10 protein-coding genes are annotated in these 19,262 nt (G+C 55.4%); 7 read left to right on the top strand and 3 right to left on the bottom strand.

Annotated features, from left to right (window positions below; all coding sequences use genetic code 11):
• Positions 1–12 precede the first annotated feature (12 nt).
• Positions 13–2,286, top strand: a complete 2,274-nt coding sequence (locus Poly41_RS28465) for a GH92 family glycosyl hydrolase (RefSeq protein WP_146530758.1) — start codon at positions 13–15, stop codon at positions 2,284–2,286.
• Positions 2,287–2,294: 8 nt separating this feature from the next.
• Here Poly41_RS28465 and Poly41_RS28460 read toward each other — a convergent pair whose 3' ends face one another.
• Together Poly41_RS28460 and Poly41_RS28455 are read right to left on the bottom strand one after the other, a co-directional pair.
• Positions 2,295–4,070 carry an arylsulfatase gene (locus tag Poly41_RS28460; protein ID WP_231616018.1) on the bottom strand — a complete coding sequence of 592 codons (1,776 nt, stop codon included), beginning with the start codon at positions 4,068–4,070 and terminating at the stop codon, positions 2,295–2,297.
• Positions 4,067–5,722, bottom strand: coding sequence for a sulfatase family protein (locus Poly41_RS28455; protein ID WP_197231747.1), 1,656 nt, complete (start codon positions 5,720–5,722; stop codon positions 4,067–4,069). Before Poly41_RS28455 ends, Poly41_RS28460 begins: the two co-directional genes overlap by 4 nt.
• 312 nt (positions 5,723–6,034) lie before the next feature.
• Here Poly41_RS28455 and Poly41_RS28450 point away from each other — a divergent pair, with 312 nt between their 5' ends.
• The 5 genes from Poly41_RS28450 (at position 6,035) to Poly41_RS28430 (ending at position 12,243) form a co-directional block, all read left to right on the top strand.
• Positions 6,035–6,553, top strand: a complete 519-nt coding sequence (locus Poly41_RS28450; protein ID WP_146530756.1) for a sigma-70 family RNA polymerase sigma factor — start codon at positions 6,035–6,037, stop codon at positions 6,551–6,553.
• Positions 6,550–8,214, top strand: a complete 1,665-nt coding sequence (locus tag Poly41_RS28445) for a LamG-like jellyroll fold domain-containing protein (protein ID WP_146530755.1) — start codon at positions 6,550–6,552, stop codon at positions 8,212–8,214. The genes Poly41_RS28450 and Poly41_RS28445 overlap by 4 nt, the downstream gene beginning before the upstream one ends.
• A gap of 132 nt (positions 8,215–8,346) precedes the next feature.
• Positions 8,347–9,612: an enolase C-terminal domain-like protein gene (locus Poly41_RS28440; RefSeq protein WP_197231746.1), complete on the top strand. Its 1,266-nt coding sequence runs from the start codon at positions 8,347–8,349 to the stop codon at positions 9,610–9,612.
• 74 nt (positions 9,613–9,686) lie between these two features.
• Positions 9,687–11,726 (top strand): alpha/beta hydrolase fold domain-containing protein, encoded by a 2,040-nt coding sequence (locus tag Poly41_RS28435; RefSeq protein ID WP_231616017.1) that lies wholly within the window; start codon positions 9,687–9,689, stop codon positions 11,724–11,726.
• 19 nt (positions 11,727–11,745) lie between these two features.
• Positions 11,746–12,243, top strand: coding sequence for a hypothetical protein (locus Poly41_RS28430; protein WP_146530752.1), 498 nt, complete (start codon positions 11,746–11,748; stop codon positions 12,241–12,243).
• Here the strand turns inward: Poly41_RS28430 and Poly41_RS28425 are convergent.
• Positions 12,226–13,767 (bottom strand): hypothetical protein, encoded by a 1,542-nt coding sequence (locus Poly41_RS28425; RefSeq protein WP_146530751.1) that lies wholly within the window; start codon positions 13,765–13,767, stop codon positions 12,226–12,228. The two genes, Poly41_RS28430 and Poly41_RS28425, sit on opposite strands and share 18 nt — an antisense overlap.
• Positions 13,768–14,220: 453 nt before the next feature.
• Between Poly41_RS28425 and Poly41_RS28420 the strand changes: the two genes are divergently transcribed.
• Positions 14,221–19,059 (top strand): Ig-like domain-containing protein, encoded by a 4,839-nt coding sequence (locus Poly41_RS28420; protein WP_146530750.1) that lies wholly within the window; start codon positions 14,221–14,223, stop codon positions 19,057–19,059.
• Positions 19,060–19,262: the final 203 nt, after the last annotated feature.

Genomic DNA, 19,262 nt, shown 5'->3' with positions numbered 1-19,262 from the left:
TGGACAACCTCGATGAGAACTTCTCTTTCCCTTTTGCTGTTCCTTGTGTTCGCGATTCCCGCTCACGCTCAGCAGGCTGCTCGATCGCGAGTTGCAGAAGTCAACCCGTTCCTCGGAACCGGCGGACATGGCCATACCTTTCCTGGCGCGACCACACCCTATGCGATGGTGCAACTCAGCCCCGATACGCGAACGCTCGGGTGGGATGCTTGCGGCGGCTATCACTTCAGCGATTCTTCTATCCTGGGGTTCAGCCACACGCACCTCAGCGGCACTGGAATCGGTGACCGCGGTGACGTGCTGTTTATGCCGTTCGTGGGTGATGTGCAAACGAAGCCCGGCACCGTTGAAGAGCCCGACTCAGGATATCGCTCGCGATTTTCGCACCACGATGAAGACGCAACGCCCGGCTACTATCGCGTCCGATTGCAGGACGACGACATCGAAGCAGAATTGACGGCGACACAGCGTGCGGGCTTCCATCGCTACACGTTTCCCACTCAGACCACGCCGAGTTTGATCATCGACTTGGCTCACACCATTCACGGTCACGCGAATCCGATCACTGAATTTCGTGCCATCAATGATCACGAGATCGAAGGCTACAAGCGAAGTCGAGGATGGGCACAGAATCATCACGTCTACTTTCACGCCAAATTCAGCCAACCGTTTACTTGTACACTCTTTGAAAACGGAAACGCAAAGCCGGGAAAATGGGCTGTTGCCAGTGGGAACACACAAGCCGTGTTGCGCTTTGAAAATGCCGATACTGCGGTGCTGATGGCGAAAGTCGGCATCTCGGCCGTCGATTACCAGGGCGCTCGCAACAATGTCGAAACCGAGATCAGCGACTGGGACTTCGACGCAGTCAAAGAAGCGGCGTGCGAAGCATGGGAAACACAACTCAGCAAGATCAACGTCAAAGGTGGTAGCGCGGACGCACGCACAATCTTTTACACATCGCTCTATCACACGGCAATCAGCCCCAACCTTTTCACCGATTGCGACGGTCGCTATCGCGGGGTGGATCAACAGATTCACACGTCGACGGACGGTCCGCTCTACACGGTGTTCTCCTTGTGGGATACGTTTCGTGCATTTCATCCGCTGATGACGATGACCGAACCAGAACGTGATGCCGACTTCATCCGCACGCTGCTCACACATTACGATCAAGGCGGCAGTTTGCCGAAATGGGAACTGGATGGCAACTACACCGGAACCATGATCGGCTATCACGCTGTTCCCGTGATCGTGGACGCTTACCAGAAGGGCATCGTTGATTTCGATGTCGAAAAAGCTTACCAGGCATGCGTCCAATCTGCTCATTCGCGCGAGGACGACTTCTTGTTTCCCTCAGAAACCGTGCGTGAAAAATTGAACCCCAAAGCCAAGTACTACAACGATACGCTCGGATTCATTCCCTGTGACCTCGAGAACGAATCGGTTTCGAAAGCACTCGAATACGCCTACAACGATTGGTGCATTGCGGAGTTGGCGGAGGCCCTCGGTAAGACGGAGGATGCACAGAAGTTTCGTGAGCGTGCCGGTCGTTACAAGCAATATTTTGATGCCGAATCCGGCTTCATGCGAGGTCGCAACGAAGACGGATCGTGGAAGACACCGTTCAGCCCAAAATTCTCGCAGCACCGCAAGGATGAATATACCGAGGGCAATGCATGGCAATGGACATGGTTCGCGCCCCACGATGTCAACGGGCTGGTTGATCTGATGGGCGGCAAGGCTCCCTTCGTGCGTAAGCTCGACCAGTTGTTTGTTGAGGATTCATCGATTGAAGGCGAAGAAAGCTCAGCCGATATCTCGGGACTTATCGGTCAATACGCTCATGGCAACGAACCCAGTCATCACATCACACACATCTACAACTATGTGGGTCAAGCTTGGAAGACACAAGCGTTGGTGGATGAGATCCTCAGCACGCTTTACTTTAACGATCCAAACGGCCTCTCCGGCAACGAAGACTGTGGACAGATGTCAGCTTGGTACATCCTGAACGCCATGGGGTTCTACTCGTTCTGTCCCGGAGATCCGACCTACTCGATTGGTCGCCCTTTGTTTGACGAAGTGGTGATCGATGTCGGTGACGGCAAAACGTTCACCGTGCGTGCGGACAACAACCGGCCCGCAAACAAGTACATCCAATCGGCTCGCCTCAATGGCCAGCGACTGACCACCCCCTTTTTCTCTCACGACGACATGATCGCCGGAGGCACCTTGGAGTTGACCCTCGGAGAAAAACCAGCCAAAGACGCCTTCGTGGACTGAGGCAGTCACTACCTTCGTTGCAAAACGATCTGATGCGGCCCTTGGGTATTGCCGTTGAAAGTGACCTCGGCGGCAAGCTTGATCTTGCCCGCAGGCAGGCTGACCGTCGTACGATGGCCACGTTGCCTTCCCGCAGCGATGTCGATTTCCGTCGCCACGCCATTGGCTGAAATCGTCGCCGCTGCGGCGGGATGTTCGTGTGAAGCAAAGATCAACTCGATTTCGTAGTCCGCCGGCTCCGATGCTTCCAACAACCAGTAGCCATTTGAATCGGAGGCCCAGGGTTTGCCGCTGGCATGCCGCCAATCTTGCCGGGTCAGCACCGTTTCCCTCTCATGTTCCGTTCCGATGATGATTCGTGGCGGCGCGTAGTTGTCCTCACGCGTGGAGCTGACATCCGAAAACCAGGTTTCATAGCCTTTTCTTAGTCGCTCGACGACGTCGGGGTGTTTTTCGGCGAGATCGTTTTCCTGCTTCGGATCGTTGCTCAGATCATAGAGCTCCAGTTTTAGCGGACCCTCGAACCGCTCGTTACTAAACCCGCTGGGGTGAACTAGCTTCCAAGGGTCTTCGTGGATCGCGAAATGGTTATAGAGTTGTGGAACGTTACCTCGGTGTGATTGAAAGACGACTTGTCGCGTTGGCCACGAGCGATCACGGCCCGTCAACAGTGGCAGGAAGCTACGTCCATCGAAATCAAGCGACCTGGGCACGTCGATCTCGCAGGCATCCAAAATCGTCGGCATGACATCGATGTGGGCGCAAAGCGCATCGGACGTCGCATCCGCCTTGACCTTTGCCGGCCAATGGAACAAGAGCGGCGAACGAATCCCACCGTCGTCGACGCCCGTCTTCATCCCTCGCATTTCGCCTACATATCGCAGCGAATTGGGGCCGTTGTCATTCAAATAGATCACGATCGTGTTTTCACGGATGCCAAGCTGATCAAGTTTGTGGAATAGCCGCCCGACGTTCTCGTCAATGTTGGTAATCATTGCCGCAATTCGGGCCAGTTTGTCAAACTCCGCCTGACGACGATTTGGATGGAGTTCGTTCACCAAAATCGGTGAGAAGTCAGCTCGCTTGTACACTTCATACAACTCCATCGGCACATCATCAAACGGACCATGGGGTGCGTTCGTGGCAATGTAGGTGAAGAAGTTGTCGCCACTTTTCGCCGTGCGATCAATGAAATCCATGGCGGCATCGAAAAAAAGATCGGTGCAATAGCCTTTCATTTGCACTTCCTTGCCGTTTCGGAAAAGCGTTGGATCGGTGTACTTCCCTTCGGCGCCGATCGGATCCGAAGGCTGTCCGATGCCCCCGCCGCGATGAACAAGGCTCTCCCCAAATCCCTGATCCATCGCACGAAGTGGATAATTGTCGCCCATGTGCCATTTACCATAAATGCCGGTTCGATAGCCAGCATCACGTAGGCACTCCGCCAGCGTCACCTCGCCACTGTCCATCATCGCTCGGCCGATCCAGGTGTCGACACACCGTGTTCGGTAGTTGTATCGTCCCGTCATCAAGCTTGCCCGTGTCGGTGCACAAACGGGACTGACGTAGAAATTTCTCAGCAGGCCGCTGCGAGCGTGCATTGCGTCAAGCTGCGGTGTCTTGATGACGTCGTTGCCAAGGAAACCATAGTCACCACCGCCCTGATCATCGCTCATGATCACGATGACGTTCGGACGCTCCGCGCAAATCCGTCCGTGTAGAGAACAAGTGACAAAGCATCCAACCAAGAGCTTCATCATCGGTAACCAATGCGATCGTGTCATTCTTCTTCAGTTTGTAATGGGGGGTTCGGGTTTGAGTTGGCTGGTGCTTTGTTAGGGAGACCTCTTACGGTTTGTCCACCGAGAAGGGATCCGTCGGTAAACTCGCCGAACGGCCGCTCTTCGAATTGCGTCAAAGCCTTTGCCAGTCGTTTTTGCATCTGTTGTGCAACTTCGGGATACCGTCGAAAAACGTTCTCGTTCTCTTCCGGGTCCGCCTTCAGATTATAGAGCTGATCCGCCTCAAAATAGTGTGGGTTCTGCAGTGATGCGTAATGCCCCAAATGACGATTGCGAGTCAGGTAGGGTCGATCGAGAGGGGGATCCTCCTTGTTGAAGGCCGGGAACTTCCCGCCCTGGTCAATTTTCCGTTGCACAACATCTGGGTAGCGCACCGCGATGTATTTCCAGTCCTTGGTTTTTACGCAACGAGAGTGTCCCATCTCGCCAAACAATTCTTCGCGAACCGCTCGCTGGCTGCCGTAGATCACGGGCTTCAAGCTGACACCGTCCATTGAGTCGTCGGCTGGCGGAGCCACATCGCAGAGGTCCAAGATCGTTGGCGTGATATCAATATTAGCAGTGAGAGCATCATATTGTGATCCAGCCTTAATCTTTCCCTTCCACTGCATCAGCATGGCAACTCGCATGCCGTAGTCGTGCAGGGTTGCCTTCCCATGACGATAGGAACCATGATCCGGGACAAAGATGATCAGCGTCTCCTCCTCCAGACCGAGTTGTTCCACCTTGTCAACGATGGCGCCGACTCCATCGTCCAGCCAAAGTGCATAGGCTTGACGATCATTGAACCCCGCTGCCCGATTCCGCTGCAGTACGTTGGCACGTGACGGTAAGACGTCGAACCCTTCCGCGACAAATCCCTCGCCAGTCATTCGAGGATCGGCGTCGAGTGAATACTGGTTCGACCAAGGCGCGGGACCGTGATGCAGCGTGGTGGAAAAATAGAGAAAAAACGGATCGTCCTTCGACTGCTCGAGAAACGCAACCGCCTTGCTGACGGTCCAATCAAGGTTGTGGACATTTAACGCGTCGCATCGCTGTTCCTTTAAGTTCGCTGCATAGACACCATCGACAAAATCGAAACCAAACGGCTTGATCGCTTCGCACCATTTCTGGTGATTGCGTCGCATCTTGGCGTTGACTTCGGGCTCACGAGGATCCGCATTCTGGGGATAGGTTTCGAGACCGGCCTTAGACCAATCGCCATTGATCCATTCATGGTTCACCAAATGGCTCTTGCCGACGAAACCGGTGGTATAGCCAGCACGTTGAAGCAGCTTCGCAACGTTCCAGCGGTCCTGTTCCAATTCGCCAATATTCTCGACCTGAGTTTGATCCCCCAGCGGATGTTCCTGCATAAATCGCCTTCCTTCGCAACGTCCCGCATAACGCCCGGTGAGAAAGCTATAGCGGGAGGGTGAACAGACGGTGGATGTCACATTGAAATCACTCAAGTACAAACCGTCTTTTGCCATCTGGTTGAGTCGTGGCGTGTGTACCTTTCCGCCCTGGAAGCCGATGGAGTCCCAGCTTTGGTCGTCCGAAACAATGATCACCACATTGGGTCGCTCCGCGGCCAGGTTGGCTCCGCCAAGGCACCCGGCAAGTAAAAGCACGAAGATCGGTCGTAACACCACACACCTCTTGGAAATCGTTAGCGTACCCAATGGACGGAACCACCGTTGGTTAGCGGGACAGCGCCACTCAGTGGGCGATTTTCCTAAATTTGCCGAATCAATCTCGGAGGGAGCGGCAAGGCGCTAGCCGTCATTTCTCAAAAAACCTATCGATAGACTGCAAATAGCCGATTTCCCCAAGCGTTACGATCAATCTCTCGAGCGCCGCGGGTATTTTGGGTAAAACACATGGCAAAGCGGAGTCCATGGCCGTAACCAAGCGACAGCCGACGCTATTCGCTCCATGAAAAATCGATGATGGAACCAAACATGAAACGCACTCCAGAGTTCATTCAGCTGCTCACCAGCAGCCAGAGCAGGTTGTATGGCTATATCATGTCGCTCGTGCTCGATCCTGACCAAGCCAGTGATGTGCTGCAACAGACCAACGCCATTCTATGGGAACGCGAGGAAAATTTCGAGTTGGGCACGAACTTCATCGCTTGGTCGTTTCGGATCGCCTACTACCAAGTGCTCGCACATCGTAAACAACAGCAGCGTGATCGGCTTACTTTCGATACCGGTTTGCTGTCGGACCTCGCTCAGGTTGCAAGCGACCGAGACGAGGTTTTTGAAACTCGCCAACGAATGATGAGACAGTGTCTCGAGAAGCTCAATTCGCGGCAGGGTGAATTCATCCAACGCCGCTACTACGCCGGTTCAACACTTGAATCCATCGCGAGCGAGACCGAGATGACGATCAATGCGGTCAAGCAACTGTTGTTTCGGGCTCGCAATGCCCTCACGCGCTGTATCGACGCCAGCTTGGAAAGAGAGGCCTCATCATGAAGGAGGAAAAACGAGATGAGCTCTTAAAGCTCTTAGAGTTGCACTTTGACAAGTCTGCCGGTCCTGAGTCGCGAAGACGATTAGCGGATCTTGTTATTGATGATACGGAGGCTCAAACGTTCTATGTCGAGCAATGCCAGTTGCACGCCATGCTTGCCTGGGAACATGGTGTTATGCCCGAGGTTACCTTCGCAGAGGAGACGGCAAGTACGGGAAATTCGCGTGCCTTTACCGATCGCATGGAATCGGCTGCGCGTTGGCGGAGGATCGCAATCGCGGCATGCATTCTGTTGTTCAGTTCGTTGATCTGGACGTTGTCCGATCGATTGATGACACACGACCACCGCAACCAACCGTTGGCGAGGAACGAAAGTCTCAAGGTCTCCGCCGTGGTCGCATGGAGCCAACGTGATCGCGTTGGCATGATTGCGCAAAGCATGGGAGCGAGGCTTTCGGTGCCAGAGGTCGAAGTCTCGCTGCACAAAGGCGACATCGCAAGAACCGGGATCTACGTATTAACGAGCGGACTGGTGGAACTGAATTTCGACAGGGGAATCGAGGTGATCATTGAGTCGCCCGCCCGATTTGAAATCGAAAGTGAAATGCGAATGGTTCTTCATCGTGGTAGCGTCTCCGCCAAGGTATCCCCGGCCGGCGAAGGTTTTGCAATCGACACTCCCTCTGTCAGCGTCGTCGACTTTGGAACCGAGTTTGGCATCGAAGTTCTGGACGACCGCAGTAGCGAGGTTCATGTTTTTGATGGTGAGGTAGACGTCCGACCGCTCAGGGCACCGCCCAACACCGATGCCGTACGTCTGCGAAGCGACCAGGCCACACGGGTAGATGAAACGGGAGTGATTCCTCAGGGCATCGACATCGACCACGACCGATTCATTCGCGACCTCAACGAACCGAATACGAGTGACAAACGGTATGCCCAGATCGTTCGATCGCTTGGGCCCGCCGTGTTTTTGCGGATGGGCGTCGCGAACGATGGCAAGACCCTCCGCGGGCTCGGCGCAAACCAATCAACAGGAGTCATTGAGAGCGGAGGAATGACGCAGCCACCGTTCGCGTCCGGTCGCGTGGGCGGCTCGTTGCGGTTTGGAGGACCGCAGCGACGAGCGTACGCCTGGATCAATGACTATCCCAAAACGACGACCGGACAATTGAGCGTTTGTGCCTGGGTCCGCGCCGAGAGTCGCACGCGCTGGGCCGCGATAGCAAAACACTGGGCTGTCGAACTGGTGAACAACGGACAAGAAAATACGGGTCTCGGCGGACAGTTCCATTTCGGGCTCTACGACGACGACGGTGACTTGGAAGTCCAGGTTCGTGATCAACACGGCGATATCGTTGGGCTGCGAGAGCGAGAACCCCTGCCTCTTCATCGCTGGCAACACGTCGCGTTCGTCGCAGATGGTGAAACGCTAACCCTCTACCGTAACGGCAAGCCCGTTGCTTCGACGGCCTGCGAAGGAATTGCCATCGACGGCCCCACACGACTCGGCATTGCGGCGAAACTCGATCCTAGCGGTCAGGGTCCCGACACTCGCAACCCGGGATTCTGGCAAGGTCGCATCGACGAACTCGCAATTTTTGACCAAGCCCTGACGGAGTCGCAGCTCAGCGAACTTTTCAACAGCGTGAGTGTTCGTTAGCTCGATGTGCGGGCATTTGACGCAGCCCCCAATCACCCTTTCAATTTACGTTATGCTAAAGACCTTCAACTGTCGAAAGTCGGGACCGAAAGTGATTGCGAGGTGTTTGTAATGGTGAGTCGAAGAGACTTCATGAAATCTGCGGCACTGTCATGTGGGATTTCAACGCTAGCTCCGTCGAGTTCGTCTCATGGAATGGGACAGCAAAAGATCGACTATGCCACCCTCGACGCCGTACTCAAGCAGCCTGTCTTGAAGCGAGAGCTGTTTCCCAATCCCGTGATCATTGAATCTGTCGAATTGCTACGGGATCGAAACAACTTTATCTGTCGGGTGCGATCCTCCGATGGGGCGGAGGGGATTTCGGTGGGCCATCCGTTCATTGGCAAGCAAAGTTACCCAGTGTTTCTGAATCGGTTGGTGCCGGCGTTTGAGCGACAGGATGCCCGCGATCTCGATCGCCTGATCTACAAGGTTTCCGAATCGTCTGTCAAAACGCAAGGTGTACCGCTATGTGTACAGATCGCTACACTCGAGTTTGCCATCCTTGATATGTTGGGCAACATCGCGGACAAGCCTGCGGGTTGCTTGATCGGCGACATCTGCAATCCCGATGTATCGATTTACTTGGGGCACCATTTGGCGAGCTTCCGAAAATTGGAACCGCAACGGTCGCTTGAATTGATGCAAGAGGATGTGCAGCGAACAAGTGCCAAGGCGGTCAAACTTCGCGCAGGCCGCGGTGACAATCTGGCCTCTGACATCGACAACGCGCCGGGCCGCACGGAAAAGCTGATACGAATGGCAAGGGAAGTCTTTGGCGATCAGATGGTACTGATGATTGATGGCAATGGATCGTATGGAGTGGACGAGGCGATCCGAATTGGCAAGATCCTTGAGGAGTACGACTACTATTTCTACGAGGAGCCACTGCCGTGGGATTGGTATGAAGAGCAAAAACAAGTCGAAGCGGCACTGACGATTCCGATGGCAGGCGGAGAAGAGGAGTTTGGAATGCACGCCTTCCGCTATCTGATCGGTAATGAGGTCTTTCAAATCGTTCAGCCCGATCTGTTCTATTTCGGCGGCATGATCCGAACGATGAAGGTGGCGCGGATGGCCCAGGCCGCTGGACTGAAAATCACGCCGCATATCTCCGGTGGAGGTCTTGGTTACGTCTACATGCTGCAGATGGTTTCCGTCTGCCCCGCCGCGGCGGAGTACCACGAGTTCAAAATGTTTGAAACCAAGGATGCCAACGGCACCACGATCCCGGTCGAAAGCAAGGCCGAAACTTTTCAGTCCATCAACGGAGTCATCAAGGTTCCCAGTGGCTCCGGTCTCGGCGTGACAATCGATCCGGACTATATCAAGACTCACACACCAGCGGCTCGTTAGCTTTCCTTTTACAGATCATGATGAGTCGCTCCCGTCACGCCCAACCTTTTGTTTTCAACATCAAGGAACCCTCCGTGCGTTTACCATTTGCTTGCTGTTGTTGTTTTTTGTTTCCGCTGCTTGCCCAGGCCCAGAGCCGCATGGATTCACCCGAGTTCTCCGGCACACGTGCCGAAACTTACAAGACGGTTGGCGACGTGTCGCTCAGGCTTTGGGTTTTCGAACCCGACGGGCACCAAGCCACGGACAAACGACCCGCGATCGTCTTCTTTTTCGGTGGCGGTTGGAAATCCGGAAGCCCCGGACAATTTGAACCCCATTGCCGCTACCTTGCCTCGCGTGGCATCGTGGCAATGACCGCTGATTATCGTGTTCGCACTCGTCACGGCACACTTGCCGATCGTTGCGTTACCGATGCGAAATCCGCAGTGCGATGGGTACGACGCAACGCACCGCGATTGGGTGTCGACCCAAATCGCATCGTCGCAGGCGGAGGTTCCGCGGGCGGCCATTTGGCGGCATGTACCGGCGTGGTTCCTGGTTTTGACGAAATCGACGAGGACCTATCGGTTAGCAGTGTTCCCAATGCGCTGGCCCTCTTCAATCCAGCTGTGTTACTTGCGTCATTCCAGGGCGTGACGTTGGACAGCGAAAAGCTGACAGACCTTACCACACGCACCGGTGTGCCCCCCCAACAAATCTCGCCCATTCACCACGTCGAAAGCGGCCAGCCACCGACCATCATCTTTCACGGCAAATCCGATACGACCGTTCCCTACAAGACCGTAGAGAAGTATGCGGAACAGTCCAACGCTGCTGGCAATCGCTGCGAATTGAAGGCCTACGTCGGCGCGGTGCATGGATTTTTCAATCATGGCAAAGGCGACAAACCAACGGAATACTATCAGCGAACGCTGTTTCAATTGGATGAATTCCTTGCTTCGCTTGGGTATGTGGATGGTCCGCCGACGATTCAAAATCCTGAGTCCCTGACCAGGCGATTGCGTGGCGATTTTTTGAATTCACGCATTCGTTTTGAGCGAGAGAAACGTGGCAGTGTTGTATTTCTGGGTGGTTCGATCACGGAGATGGACGGCTATCGGCCAATACTGATGGAGCATCTACAAAACCGATTTCCCGAGACGCAGTTCACCTTTACCAACGCAGGGATTGCCTCGACGTGCTCGACGACGGGTGCTTTTCGAGTTCAGCGCGATGTGCTGTCGGCAAAACCCGACTTGTTGTTTGTCGAGTTCGCAGTCAACGATGACCAAGACGCTGGGCACTCTGTGAGGGAATGTATCCGGGGAATGGAAGGCGTGCTGCGGCATGCGTTGACCGACAACCCGAACTTGGACATCGTGGTCACGCACTTTGTGAATCCCGCGATGCTGGATCTTCTACAGCAAGGCATCACACCTACGTCCAGTGGCGCTCATGACGCGGTGGCCGTTCACTACTCCGTCACCAGTAGCGACTTGGCACGCGAGGTCGCAAATCGAATCACGAGCGGCGATCTGACTTGGAAAGTCTTTGGTGGCACCCACCCCAAGCCCGCTGGAAATCGGATCGCAGCCGACCTGATCATTGACATGCTTGATCGGGCCTGGGCCATGCCGCTGGAAAAGGATGCCAAAATCAAAAAGCATCGACTCCCCCGGCCGATCGATCCCAATAGCTACTTTGGTGGTCGGCTGTTGGATCACGCTTCCGCTGAATTGGGAGTCGGCTGGTCGCAAGAAGTTCCGCAGTGGTCTTCGCTCCCCGGGCAACTGCGGGATCGGTATGCCGATACCGAGATGCTAGTTGCTAACGACCCAGGAGCCGAATTATCACTCCGCTTTCAAGGGACGGCCTTAGGCGCTTTTGTTTTGGCCGGACCGGACGCCGGAACCCTCGAAGGTTCCATCGATGGAGAACCCATTCAGTCGATCGATCTTTACCATCGGTTCAGCAAGGGCATTCACTATCCGCGCACGGTCATGTTTGCCGCAGATCTGGCGGACGGTCCCCACCATGCGATCCTCCGGGTCAGGCAGGCCGCAAACGCCGAGAGCAAGGGAACGGCAGTCAGGGTTCTGCATTTCGTCGCCAATGAATCGGATCTGCAATAAGGCCCCCGCTGGGATACCTTTGTCCGTTGTTCGAGGAGCCCCGCCTCATTGCACGGGAATGGACGGCGTCCTTCGTCCTGCTTGGAAGGATCAATTGACGGACGCAAAACAGGATTTCCAGCAATTTCGTATTCCTGTTCCCTATGCGGCATTCGCCGTCGCTTCAGAAAGCCCTCCCTATTATGTGGTGTCGGTACGCGCATATGCGGGTAGCATCTCCAGTCGTTGTGAATCGGTTTTCGTCAATCCTCCCCACGCTTCCTGGCCAAACCAAGCAATGGTTCGACTCGGTACAACCGATTTCAAGCGTGTCATGAAGGACACGACCTATCGGCCGCAGTATGACTGGAATCACGAAGCGGCAAACCTTCATCAACAGCAACTGCAGATTGATCAAGAAGTCATTTCTGATCGAACGCTCCCCGATGATTTCTCCGTTTACCTCCAAATCGGCAAAATGACTTACCGCGGTGCACGTCCCTTTGCGGAGGACATCGTGCTAAACCGAAATCACTAGTTGCAACAGATGCCTGAACTTGAAAGCCAAAAACTCCGCCTCCCGTAGATCACGTGTCAGTTCTTGCATCACTTGCAGTTTGGCCGGACTGATCCTTGGCACTTGCCATAGGGGGGGATCACCCGGCTTGGATTTAGAAAGACCGTTAACGCGTCCCTGAATGGCAATCTGATGCCTCACGGGCGCATTCGACCTTGTCGAGTAAGCAATGCCGTCGACAAGCGGCACCGCGGTCGCCGAGACTTCAATCGTTGCAAAGGGAGGAGGCACAATCGGTCCGATCTCCATGGGCGTCATCACGGTTCGCCAGGGCATCGGGCGTTCAGGCCACGTTTCTTCCGCAATCGCTCTGCCATGTTTAAATCGATCCAGAAACTCCATGGTTTTCGCTTGTTGGGTCTTCGTGTACCAATAAGGACAACCCTCTGCATCGGTATCGAACGGCTTGGGATAGCCATGTGGATACCGCCGCAGATGCATGGTCTCCATGTCGTATGCGATCTGATAGAGCAGATTGATCTGTTTCTCCGTCGCCTGTTTGGCATGGACCTTGTCAAGCAGCGCGTTTCCGATCACCAACGACCATCGATGGGAGGAACAGCAAGAGAGCGCGGAAAGCCGTTTGAATTCCTCTTTGTAGGCCTTGAAATACGGGCCCGAACTCCACGGCTTGTCCTCGCGTGTTTCCCTGACAAGCTCGTCGAGGGATTCGATGTTGTTTTGCAGCTGCTTCAACAAATCGTTAACCTGCGAAACAGAGAGCCCCACCGATTCTAGCCGACGCAAAGATTGTTCGGTATGAATCGCCGCCGCCATCATCCAACGTTGGCGTTTCGAGTATTTGACGAGCTGCAAAATGGTCTTTGCCCTTTCTTGGTCATCCTTTTCACAAGCATGTCGAAGGAAATAGTCCATGTCGGCGCATCCGCCTAGCAAGAACTGAACGCCAAACGGGCCCAATTCGTGACCCTGGCCTGCTGCCCATTCTTTCATCCCCGCCGCCTCTCCATCGATGAGGGTTGAACCACTCTCGATCAGGTGCTCCATGCAATACAGCGCTTTCCCACCTTTCGTGAGGTACTTTTCCGAATGAGAAGACGAGCGTTCAACGTCTAGCATCTGATTCCAGAACCGCCTTGGGTCGCCATCCGCGTCGATGTTGTCGATTTGATCATCCACGATCAGACTGATTTCCAATCGCTCCAAATCGTCGTCGCCGATTCCCCCCTGTTTCAAGATGGCTTTGAACTGCTGCGTGTAGGCGATTGCCCGTTCCCCCATCACGGGGAAATCAAGATCGCTAAGGCCCTCCATGTAGAGGCCTTTGAGTTTGTAGTCGACGATGCTGTCCGGATTCGCTGCGTCGTATTGGTTTGCCTGTTGCCGACGCATCCATTTGCCCGTCGATCCAATACCAACCGCGATTGCCGAACCTCGTTCCGGGTTGTTCTTCATCGCGTTAAACAAGACCAAACGCTTCATCTCACTCAACGGATCACCGTCCCCGGGCGGTGGAGGCTTCATGTAGTCGCTCTCCAGGCGTCAAGACGCCGACGTCTCTCCCAACACCCTGCAATCAAGGTTGCACGCGCTTCGGATTTTGCCGCCAATCCACCCATTTTTGATGTTTATGGCGGCCGAGAAGCCGCATTTTCCCGCCGGCCTGCTCGAGGCGGTAACTATAATTGGGAACAATTCGTCTGAATTTTCGTCCTATCTATCTAGAAGAGCTTGTGGTCGAGCGTTGCGGCGGCTGAAGAGTGTTCATTTGAACATATTCCGCTTCTGTTGCTGTGCAATCACTACCTCATCAAAGCTCTTTTTTGCCCCCGCATCCGTACCGATGTTAAAGATTGCGGGTTGTATCGTTTTTATTCGTCGTAACGGCTGTGCGCTGCCGACGAATTACCGACAGCTGAACCTCTGTAGCGGGTTCGCAATTTCCGATTTTCCCCCTCACGTGCTCTGAGAGACCTGATGCGACGCAATTCCGAGAACCGCTCGACTGCCGCAAACGATTCGAACCACGCTGCTTCCGCAAAGCGAAGTCTGCTTCGTCAACTGATCGGGCGGCTCGGTTTTCCTAGCACAGGGTTGGGTGGCAATGCACCGGTTTCGTCCAAACGAGACCGTTTGCTGCTTGAATCGCTTGAACCGCGTCAATTGATGGCAGGCGACATGGAAATGCTGTTCACCGACGGTGTCACGTCGAGCGATACCTCGGCGGTCCAAACCAGCACCACCGCGGTGACAACCGTTGATCGCAGCGCCGAAGGTGAGGCGGCACCCGACTTGGTCCAATTCGCAAAGGACTTGGCCGACGCGGGCGTGATTTTCTACGGTGCTCATTGGTGCCCCCCCTGCAGTCAGCAAAAAGCGTTGTTCGAGGACGGCCAGGATAATTTGCCGTTCGTGGAAGTGACGAACCCTGACCGCACCCCGGGGCAAATCGCGATCGATGAGGGCATCACGAGCTATCCGACATGGGAATTCCCCGACAGTTCGCGATTGCAGGGTGTCCAATCCCTTGCGACGCTCTCGGCGCGTAGCGGCGTGCCGATCCCACAAAGCGACCAGCCAGTCTTTGAACCGATCGGTGACAAGACTGTTCAAATTGGTGCCCCGCTCCATATTCCGGTCGATGCCTACGATCCCGATGGCGGGCCCTTGACTGTTACCGTTTCGGTCGCCGATTCGAACTTACTCGAAGCGGTCGTACTGGATGGCAATCGGTCGATCCGTATCGATATGGAAACTTACGGCGACATGGTGTTCGAGCTGTTCGAAAACCGTGCCCCAGCCGCTACCGGACGGGTCATTGAGTTGGCGGAAGACAATTTTTATGACGGAATTCTGTTTCACCGCATCATCGACGACTTTGTGTTGCAAGCGGGTGATCCAACAGGGACCGGTGCGGGCGGCTCCGACTTGGGCGATTTTGACGACGACTTTCATCCTGAATTGGTTCACACCGGATCCGGCATCTTGTCGTATGCCAAAGCGGGCGACGATACGAACGATTCGCAATTCTTTATTACCGAAGGTCCTCAACGCTTCCTCGATTTTAACCACAGCGTGTTTGGACAATTGGTGGAAGGCGAGGACGTTCGTGAGGCGATCAGCGAGCATGCACGGGTCAACCCGAATGGCAACCCAGCGGACAACAATCCGACGACGCCGATCAAGATCAGCACCATCGACGTTTTCGAGGACACCGAGAACTCCGTCGTGATGCTCAAGGCAACCGGTACGGCAACGGGAACAACCAATGTCACGTTCACGGTGGCCGACCAGGATGGCAATACGTTTTCCGAGACGATCGCCGTGTCGGTCGTCGCCGACAATGCGAACAGCCAACCGTTTTTAAACCCCATCACGACGCCGGCCGCAGTCAACAAGAACACGGCAGCGACCTTGCAGTTATCCAGCACCGACATCGAAGGCGACGCAGTCAGTTATTTCGTTTCCAGCGGTAGCGCAAGTGTCAGCGCCAGCGTGAATGCAACCACGGGCCTTGTCACGGTGACTCCCGTCGCCGGCTTCACCGGAACCGTGCCCGTGACCGTGGGCGTGCGGCCTGGCGTGGGCGTGACAGGGAACAGCTCCTCGGATCAAGATACTCAGCTTGTCGCGTTTACGTTTGAGGACAATTCGGTTGCCACGCCGAGCGGCTTGGACCTGCTGGCGGCCAGCGACACGGGCGTCAGCGACACCGACAACATCACCAAGGCAGGTTCGTTGTCGTTTGTTGTCAGTGGCGTGACAAGCGGTGCGACCGTGGAATTGGTCAATGCAACGACGGGTGCCGTGCTTGGCGTCGGTGCTGCAACCAATTCGACGGTGACGATTACCACCAGCAACATCGCGGCGCTCGGCGACGGGACCTACAGCGTGGCCGCTCGGCAACGGATAGGGACGACCAACAGTCCGTTAACGTCGTCTTTGGTTGTCACGTACGACACCGTCTCACCAACCTCGGTTGTTTCGTCGGCGACGACTCAAGCGAACGTGGGTCGTCCCTTCACGACGGACCTGATCAACGCCGAGGAAGGAGCCGGTCTTGTCTACGCGCTGTCGGGGACCTCACCGACCGCAATGACGATCAATGCGGCAACCGGCCAGATCACCTGGACACCGACGGCGGCCCAGATCGGGACCAACACGGTTTCGTTGACCCTAACCGACAGCGCTGGGAACGTTCGCACGGAATCGTTTGACGTTACAGTAGCGGGAGAGCCACTTGCCGAAATCAAGTTGACCTTGACGGATTTGCAAGGCAACTTGATCACCAAAGTCCAACCTGGTCAAGAATTTTTGCTGAATCTGATCGGCGTGGATGCTCGCGACGAAGAGGATCGCGACGGTATCTTTGCCGCGTTCGCGGACGTTTTGTTCGACAATTCTCTGATCCGCCCCGTTCCGGGAGCCGGCATTGATTTCACGGATCGATTCCCGACCGTCCAGAAGGGAACGTTCTCCAATGGGCTGATTGACGAAGTGGGCGCTGCGACCGACCGATTGACGCCGAGCCAGCTGAAGGACAGCTTGATCGCGACGATTCGTATGGAAGCCTTGCAAAGTGGCACGGTCAACATTCGATCGGAACCGGCCGATGCGTCCGACAGCGAAGTGCTGTTGTACGGCAACAATGATCGCATTCCTGCCGACACGGTCGCCTATGGCGCCGTCGCGTTAGCGATCGGTCAGAACTTCATCGTTGCCGACGACACGATCACCGTCGCTGAGGATTCCGGCGTGACGCTTGTCGATGTGTTGGCCAACGACACGATTGTCTCCGGAAACGGGACGCTCAGTGTTGTCTCAGCAACCCAACCGACCAACGGCGCTGCGGTGTCGGTCGATGATGGTGAGGTGCGATTCCTGCTCGACAGTAATTTTAATGGCGACTTTGAATTCACCTACCAAGTCCGTGACAACGAAGGCATTCAAGAAACCGCCACGGTCACGGTCACGGTGACTCCCGTGAACGACCCGCCCGTCGGCGTCGATGACACGTTTAACGTCGACCAAGGATCGACGGGCAACGCCTTCGACGTGATCGCCAACGACACGCTCGGACCGGATAGCGGTGAAACACTAACGGTTTCCGAAGTCGGCACGTCAACCGCCGGTGCGACGATGACCCTTTCGAGCGACAAGAAATCGATTCTTTACACGCCACCGGCAAGCTTTACGGGCACCGACACGTTTACGTACACGGTTACCGATGGTGGTTTGACCGATCAAGTGACCGTCACGGTCACGGTGGCTCCCGCGGACCCACCTCCAACGGCCGTCGACGATACGTTCTCCGTGACCGAAGACGATGCCGAAGCCGCTTTCGATGTCCTCAGCAACGACACACCCGACGCATCCAACCAAGCTTTTGTCATCGACTCGATCCAAACGCCCAGCCAAGGTGGATCCGTTCGCAAGAGCGAGGATGGGACTCAGTTCTTCTACTCGCCCATGGCGGACTTCAACGGCAGCGAACAAGTCACGTACACGATTCGTGACACCGGAGGTGGTTTGTCCGTCGGAACGGTGACCTTTACCGTCACGGCGGTCAATGATGCGCCACCCATCAGCGACTCGACCGTCGGCATCAACCGTGGCGGCGTCGAAAAATTGGCATTGGCGGTTAACGGGCTGCCAGCAAACGTCGATTCAGGGGAAACCTTGTCGTTTGCCAATCTGGGGACACCCACCGCAGGCGGTACCGTTCGGATTGATACGGCGACCGGTTCCATCTTCTACAAGGCTCCATCCGCTTCGTTTACAGGCTCCGACAGCTTCACCTACGAGGTGCAAGACGGATCGGGATTGACGAGTACGGGAACGATCACCGTTGAGGTCTCTGACTATACCGAACGCGACGTCTTTTTGACCTTCGCCGAATCGGGGATTCAACCGTCGCAGTTGCATGGAATTGTGCTGCGAGGCACCGACGCGCTCGACGCCGAAGTCGAGGTCCCCTTGTCGTCACTTGGCGGTCAGTACTCCTTCCAGAACGTGTTACCGGGTAACTACACCGTTGAGATTCCGGCGATCCCGTTCTTTGAAAACACCCGTGAAATGCAGCAGATCTCCGTGATCAGTGGCCCAGATGACGGAGACACATCGGTCAACGCGTCGGTTGGCCGTCTATTGCCACAGTACATTTCGATCCGCGATTGGTTAGGCTCGACGCCTCGCCAATCCTTGCTTCTAGCGATCCAGCCTGGCGAGGCCAGCACGCTTTTGATTCCAAGCGCTGCGACGAGTTCGATCGATACACCTGCGGTTGCATTGGATGAGGATGGCGAAACCTTGACGATCACGGGGACACGAACCGTCACCGATTCGAGCACCGGGACAACCAGCACGGAATCGGTCCGAGCCACCCTACCGACGGTGAACGATCGGCGCGTGCAAGCTCGCGGCGAGGCAGGCGAGATGCGTCTGTACCGCGTCAGTGTCGAGACAAGCGATGTAACGTTCGAGACGGTGTCGAGCGGATCAGCCGCCGCCGCCGAAGGCGAAGCGATCTCGGCTGCAGCAGCGACTCCATCGATCCTGCTCGGCGGTGTGCAAGCTGAAGGCGAATCTCTGGCAGCAAGCTCCGTTTCACGCACCGATCTCTTTGTGCCTGTCGCCGACGACGCCGCCTCGGTTTCCGCCGCTGCGCCCGACGATTCGGTGGACGCAGCCATGCAGGACATCGCGACAGAGTTGACGTTTCGGTCCAAGTCAGCTGACGCCGTTGCCGAAAATTCACTGAGCGACAACCCGCTCGCTCACGACGCAATTGACGCCCTGATTGCGACCGATTTGTAGTCGACTTGACACCGCTTTTTCCCGCGAATTTGACCCTTTCGGGCGAAGAATCTTTCTTTCTGCCCCCCTGGTTGACACGTTGCGTCAGACGGTTCCTGTACCGTTTTGAGGTTCCTTTGGAGGGCCAAAGACACCCAAAAGCGACTTTTCATCGAAAAACCCCCCAAAACGTGGGCTTTTTGGGGCGAAGGTGGGTTGCGTAT

The sequence above is a fragment of the Novipirellula artificiosorum genome, from assembly GCF_007860135.1.
Classification (GTDB): domain Bacteria; phylum Planctomycetota; class Planctomycetia; order Pirellulales; family Pirellulaceae; genus Novipirellula_A; species Novipirellula_A artificiosorum.
This window is presented reverse-complemented; position numbering and strand designations above follow the sequence as displayed.

Bases quoted from the DNA above. Each gene is read 5' to 3' on its own strand.
- Poly41_RS28425 (WP_146530751.1), bottom strand. From the start codon at position 13,767: ATGAAGCCTCCACCGCCCGGGGACGGTGATCCGTTGAGTGAGATGAAG.
- Poly41_RS28445 (WP_146530755.1), top strand. From the start codon at position 6,550: ATGAAGGAGGAAAAACGAGATGAGCTCTTAAAGCTCTTAGAGTTGCAC.
- Poly41_RS28420 (WP_146530750.1), top strand. From the start codon at position 14,221: ATGCGACGCAATTCCGAGAACCGCTCGACTGCCGCAAACGATTCGAAC.
- Poly41_RS28465 (WP_146530758.1), top strand. From the start codon at position 13: ATGAGAACTTCTCTTTCCCTTTTGCTGTTCCTTGTGTTCGCGATTCCC.
- Poly41_RS28460 (WP_231616018.1), bottom strand. From the start codon at position 4,070: ATGACACGATCGCATTGGTTACCGATGATGAAGCTCTTGGTTGGATGC.
- Poly41_RS28440 (WP_197231746.1), top strand. From the start codon at position 8,347: ATGAAATCTGCGGCACTGTCATGTGGGATTTCAACGCTAGCTCCGTCG.
- Poly41_RS28450 (WP_146530756.1), top strand. From the start codon at position 6,035: ATGAAACGCACTCCAGAGTTCATTCAGCTGCTCACCAGCAGCCAGAGC.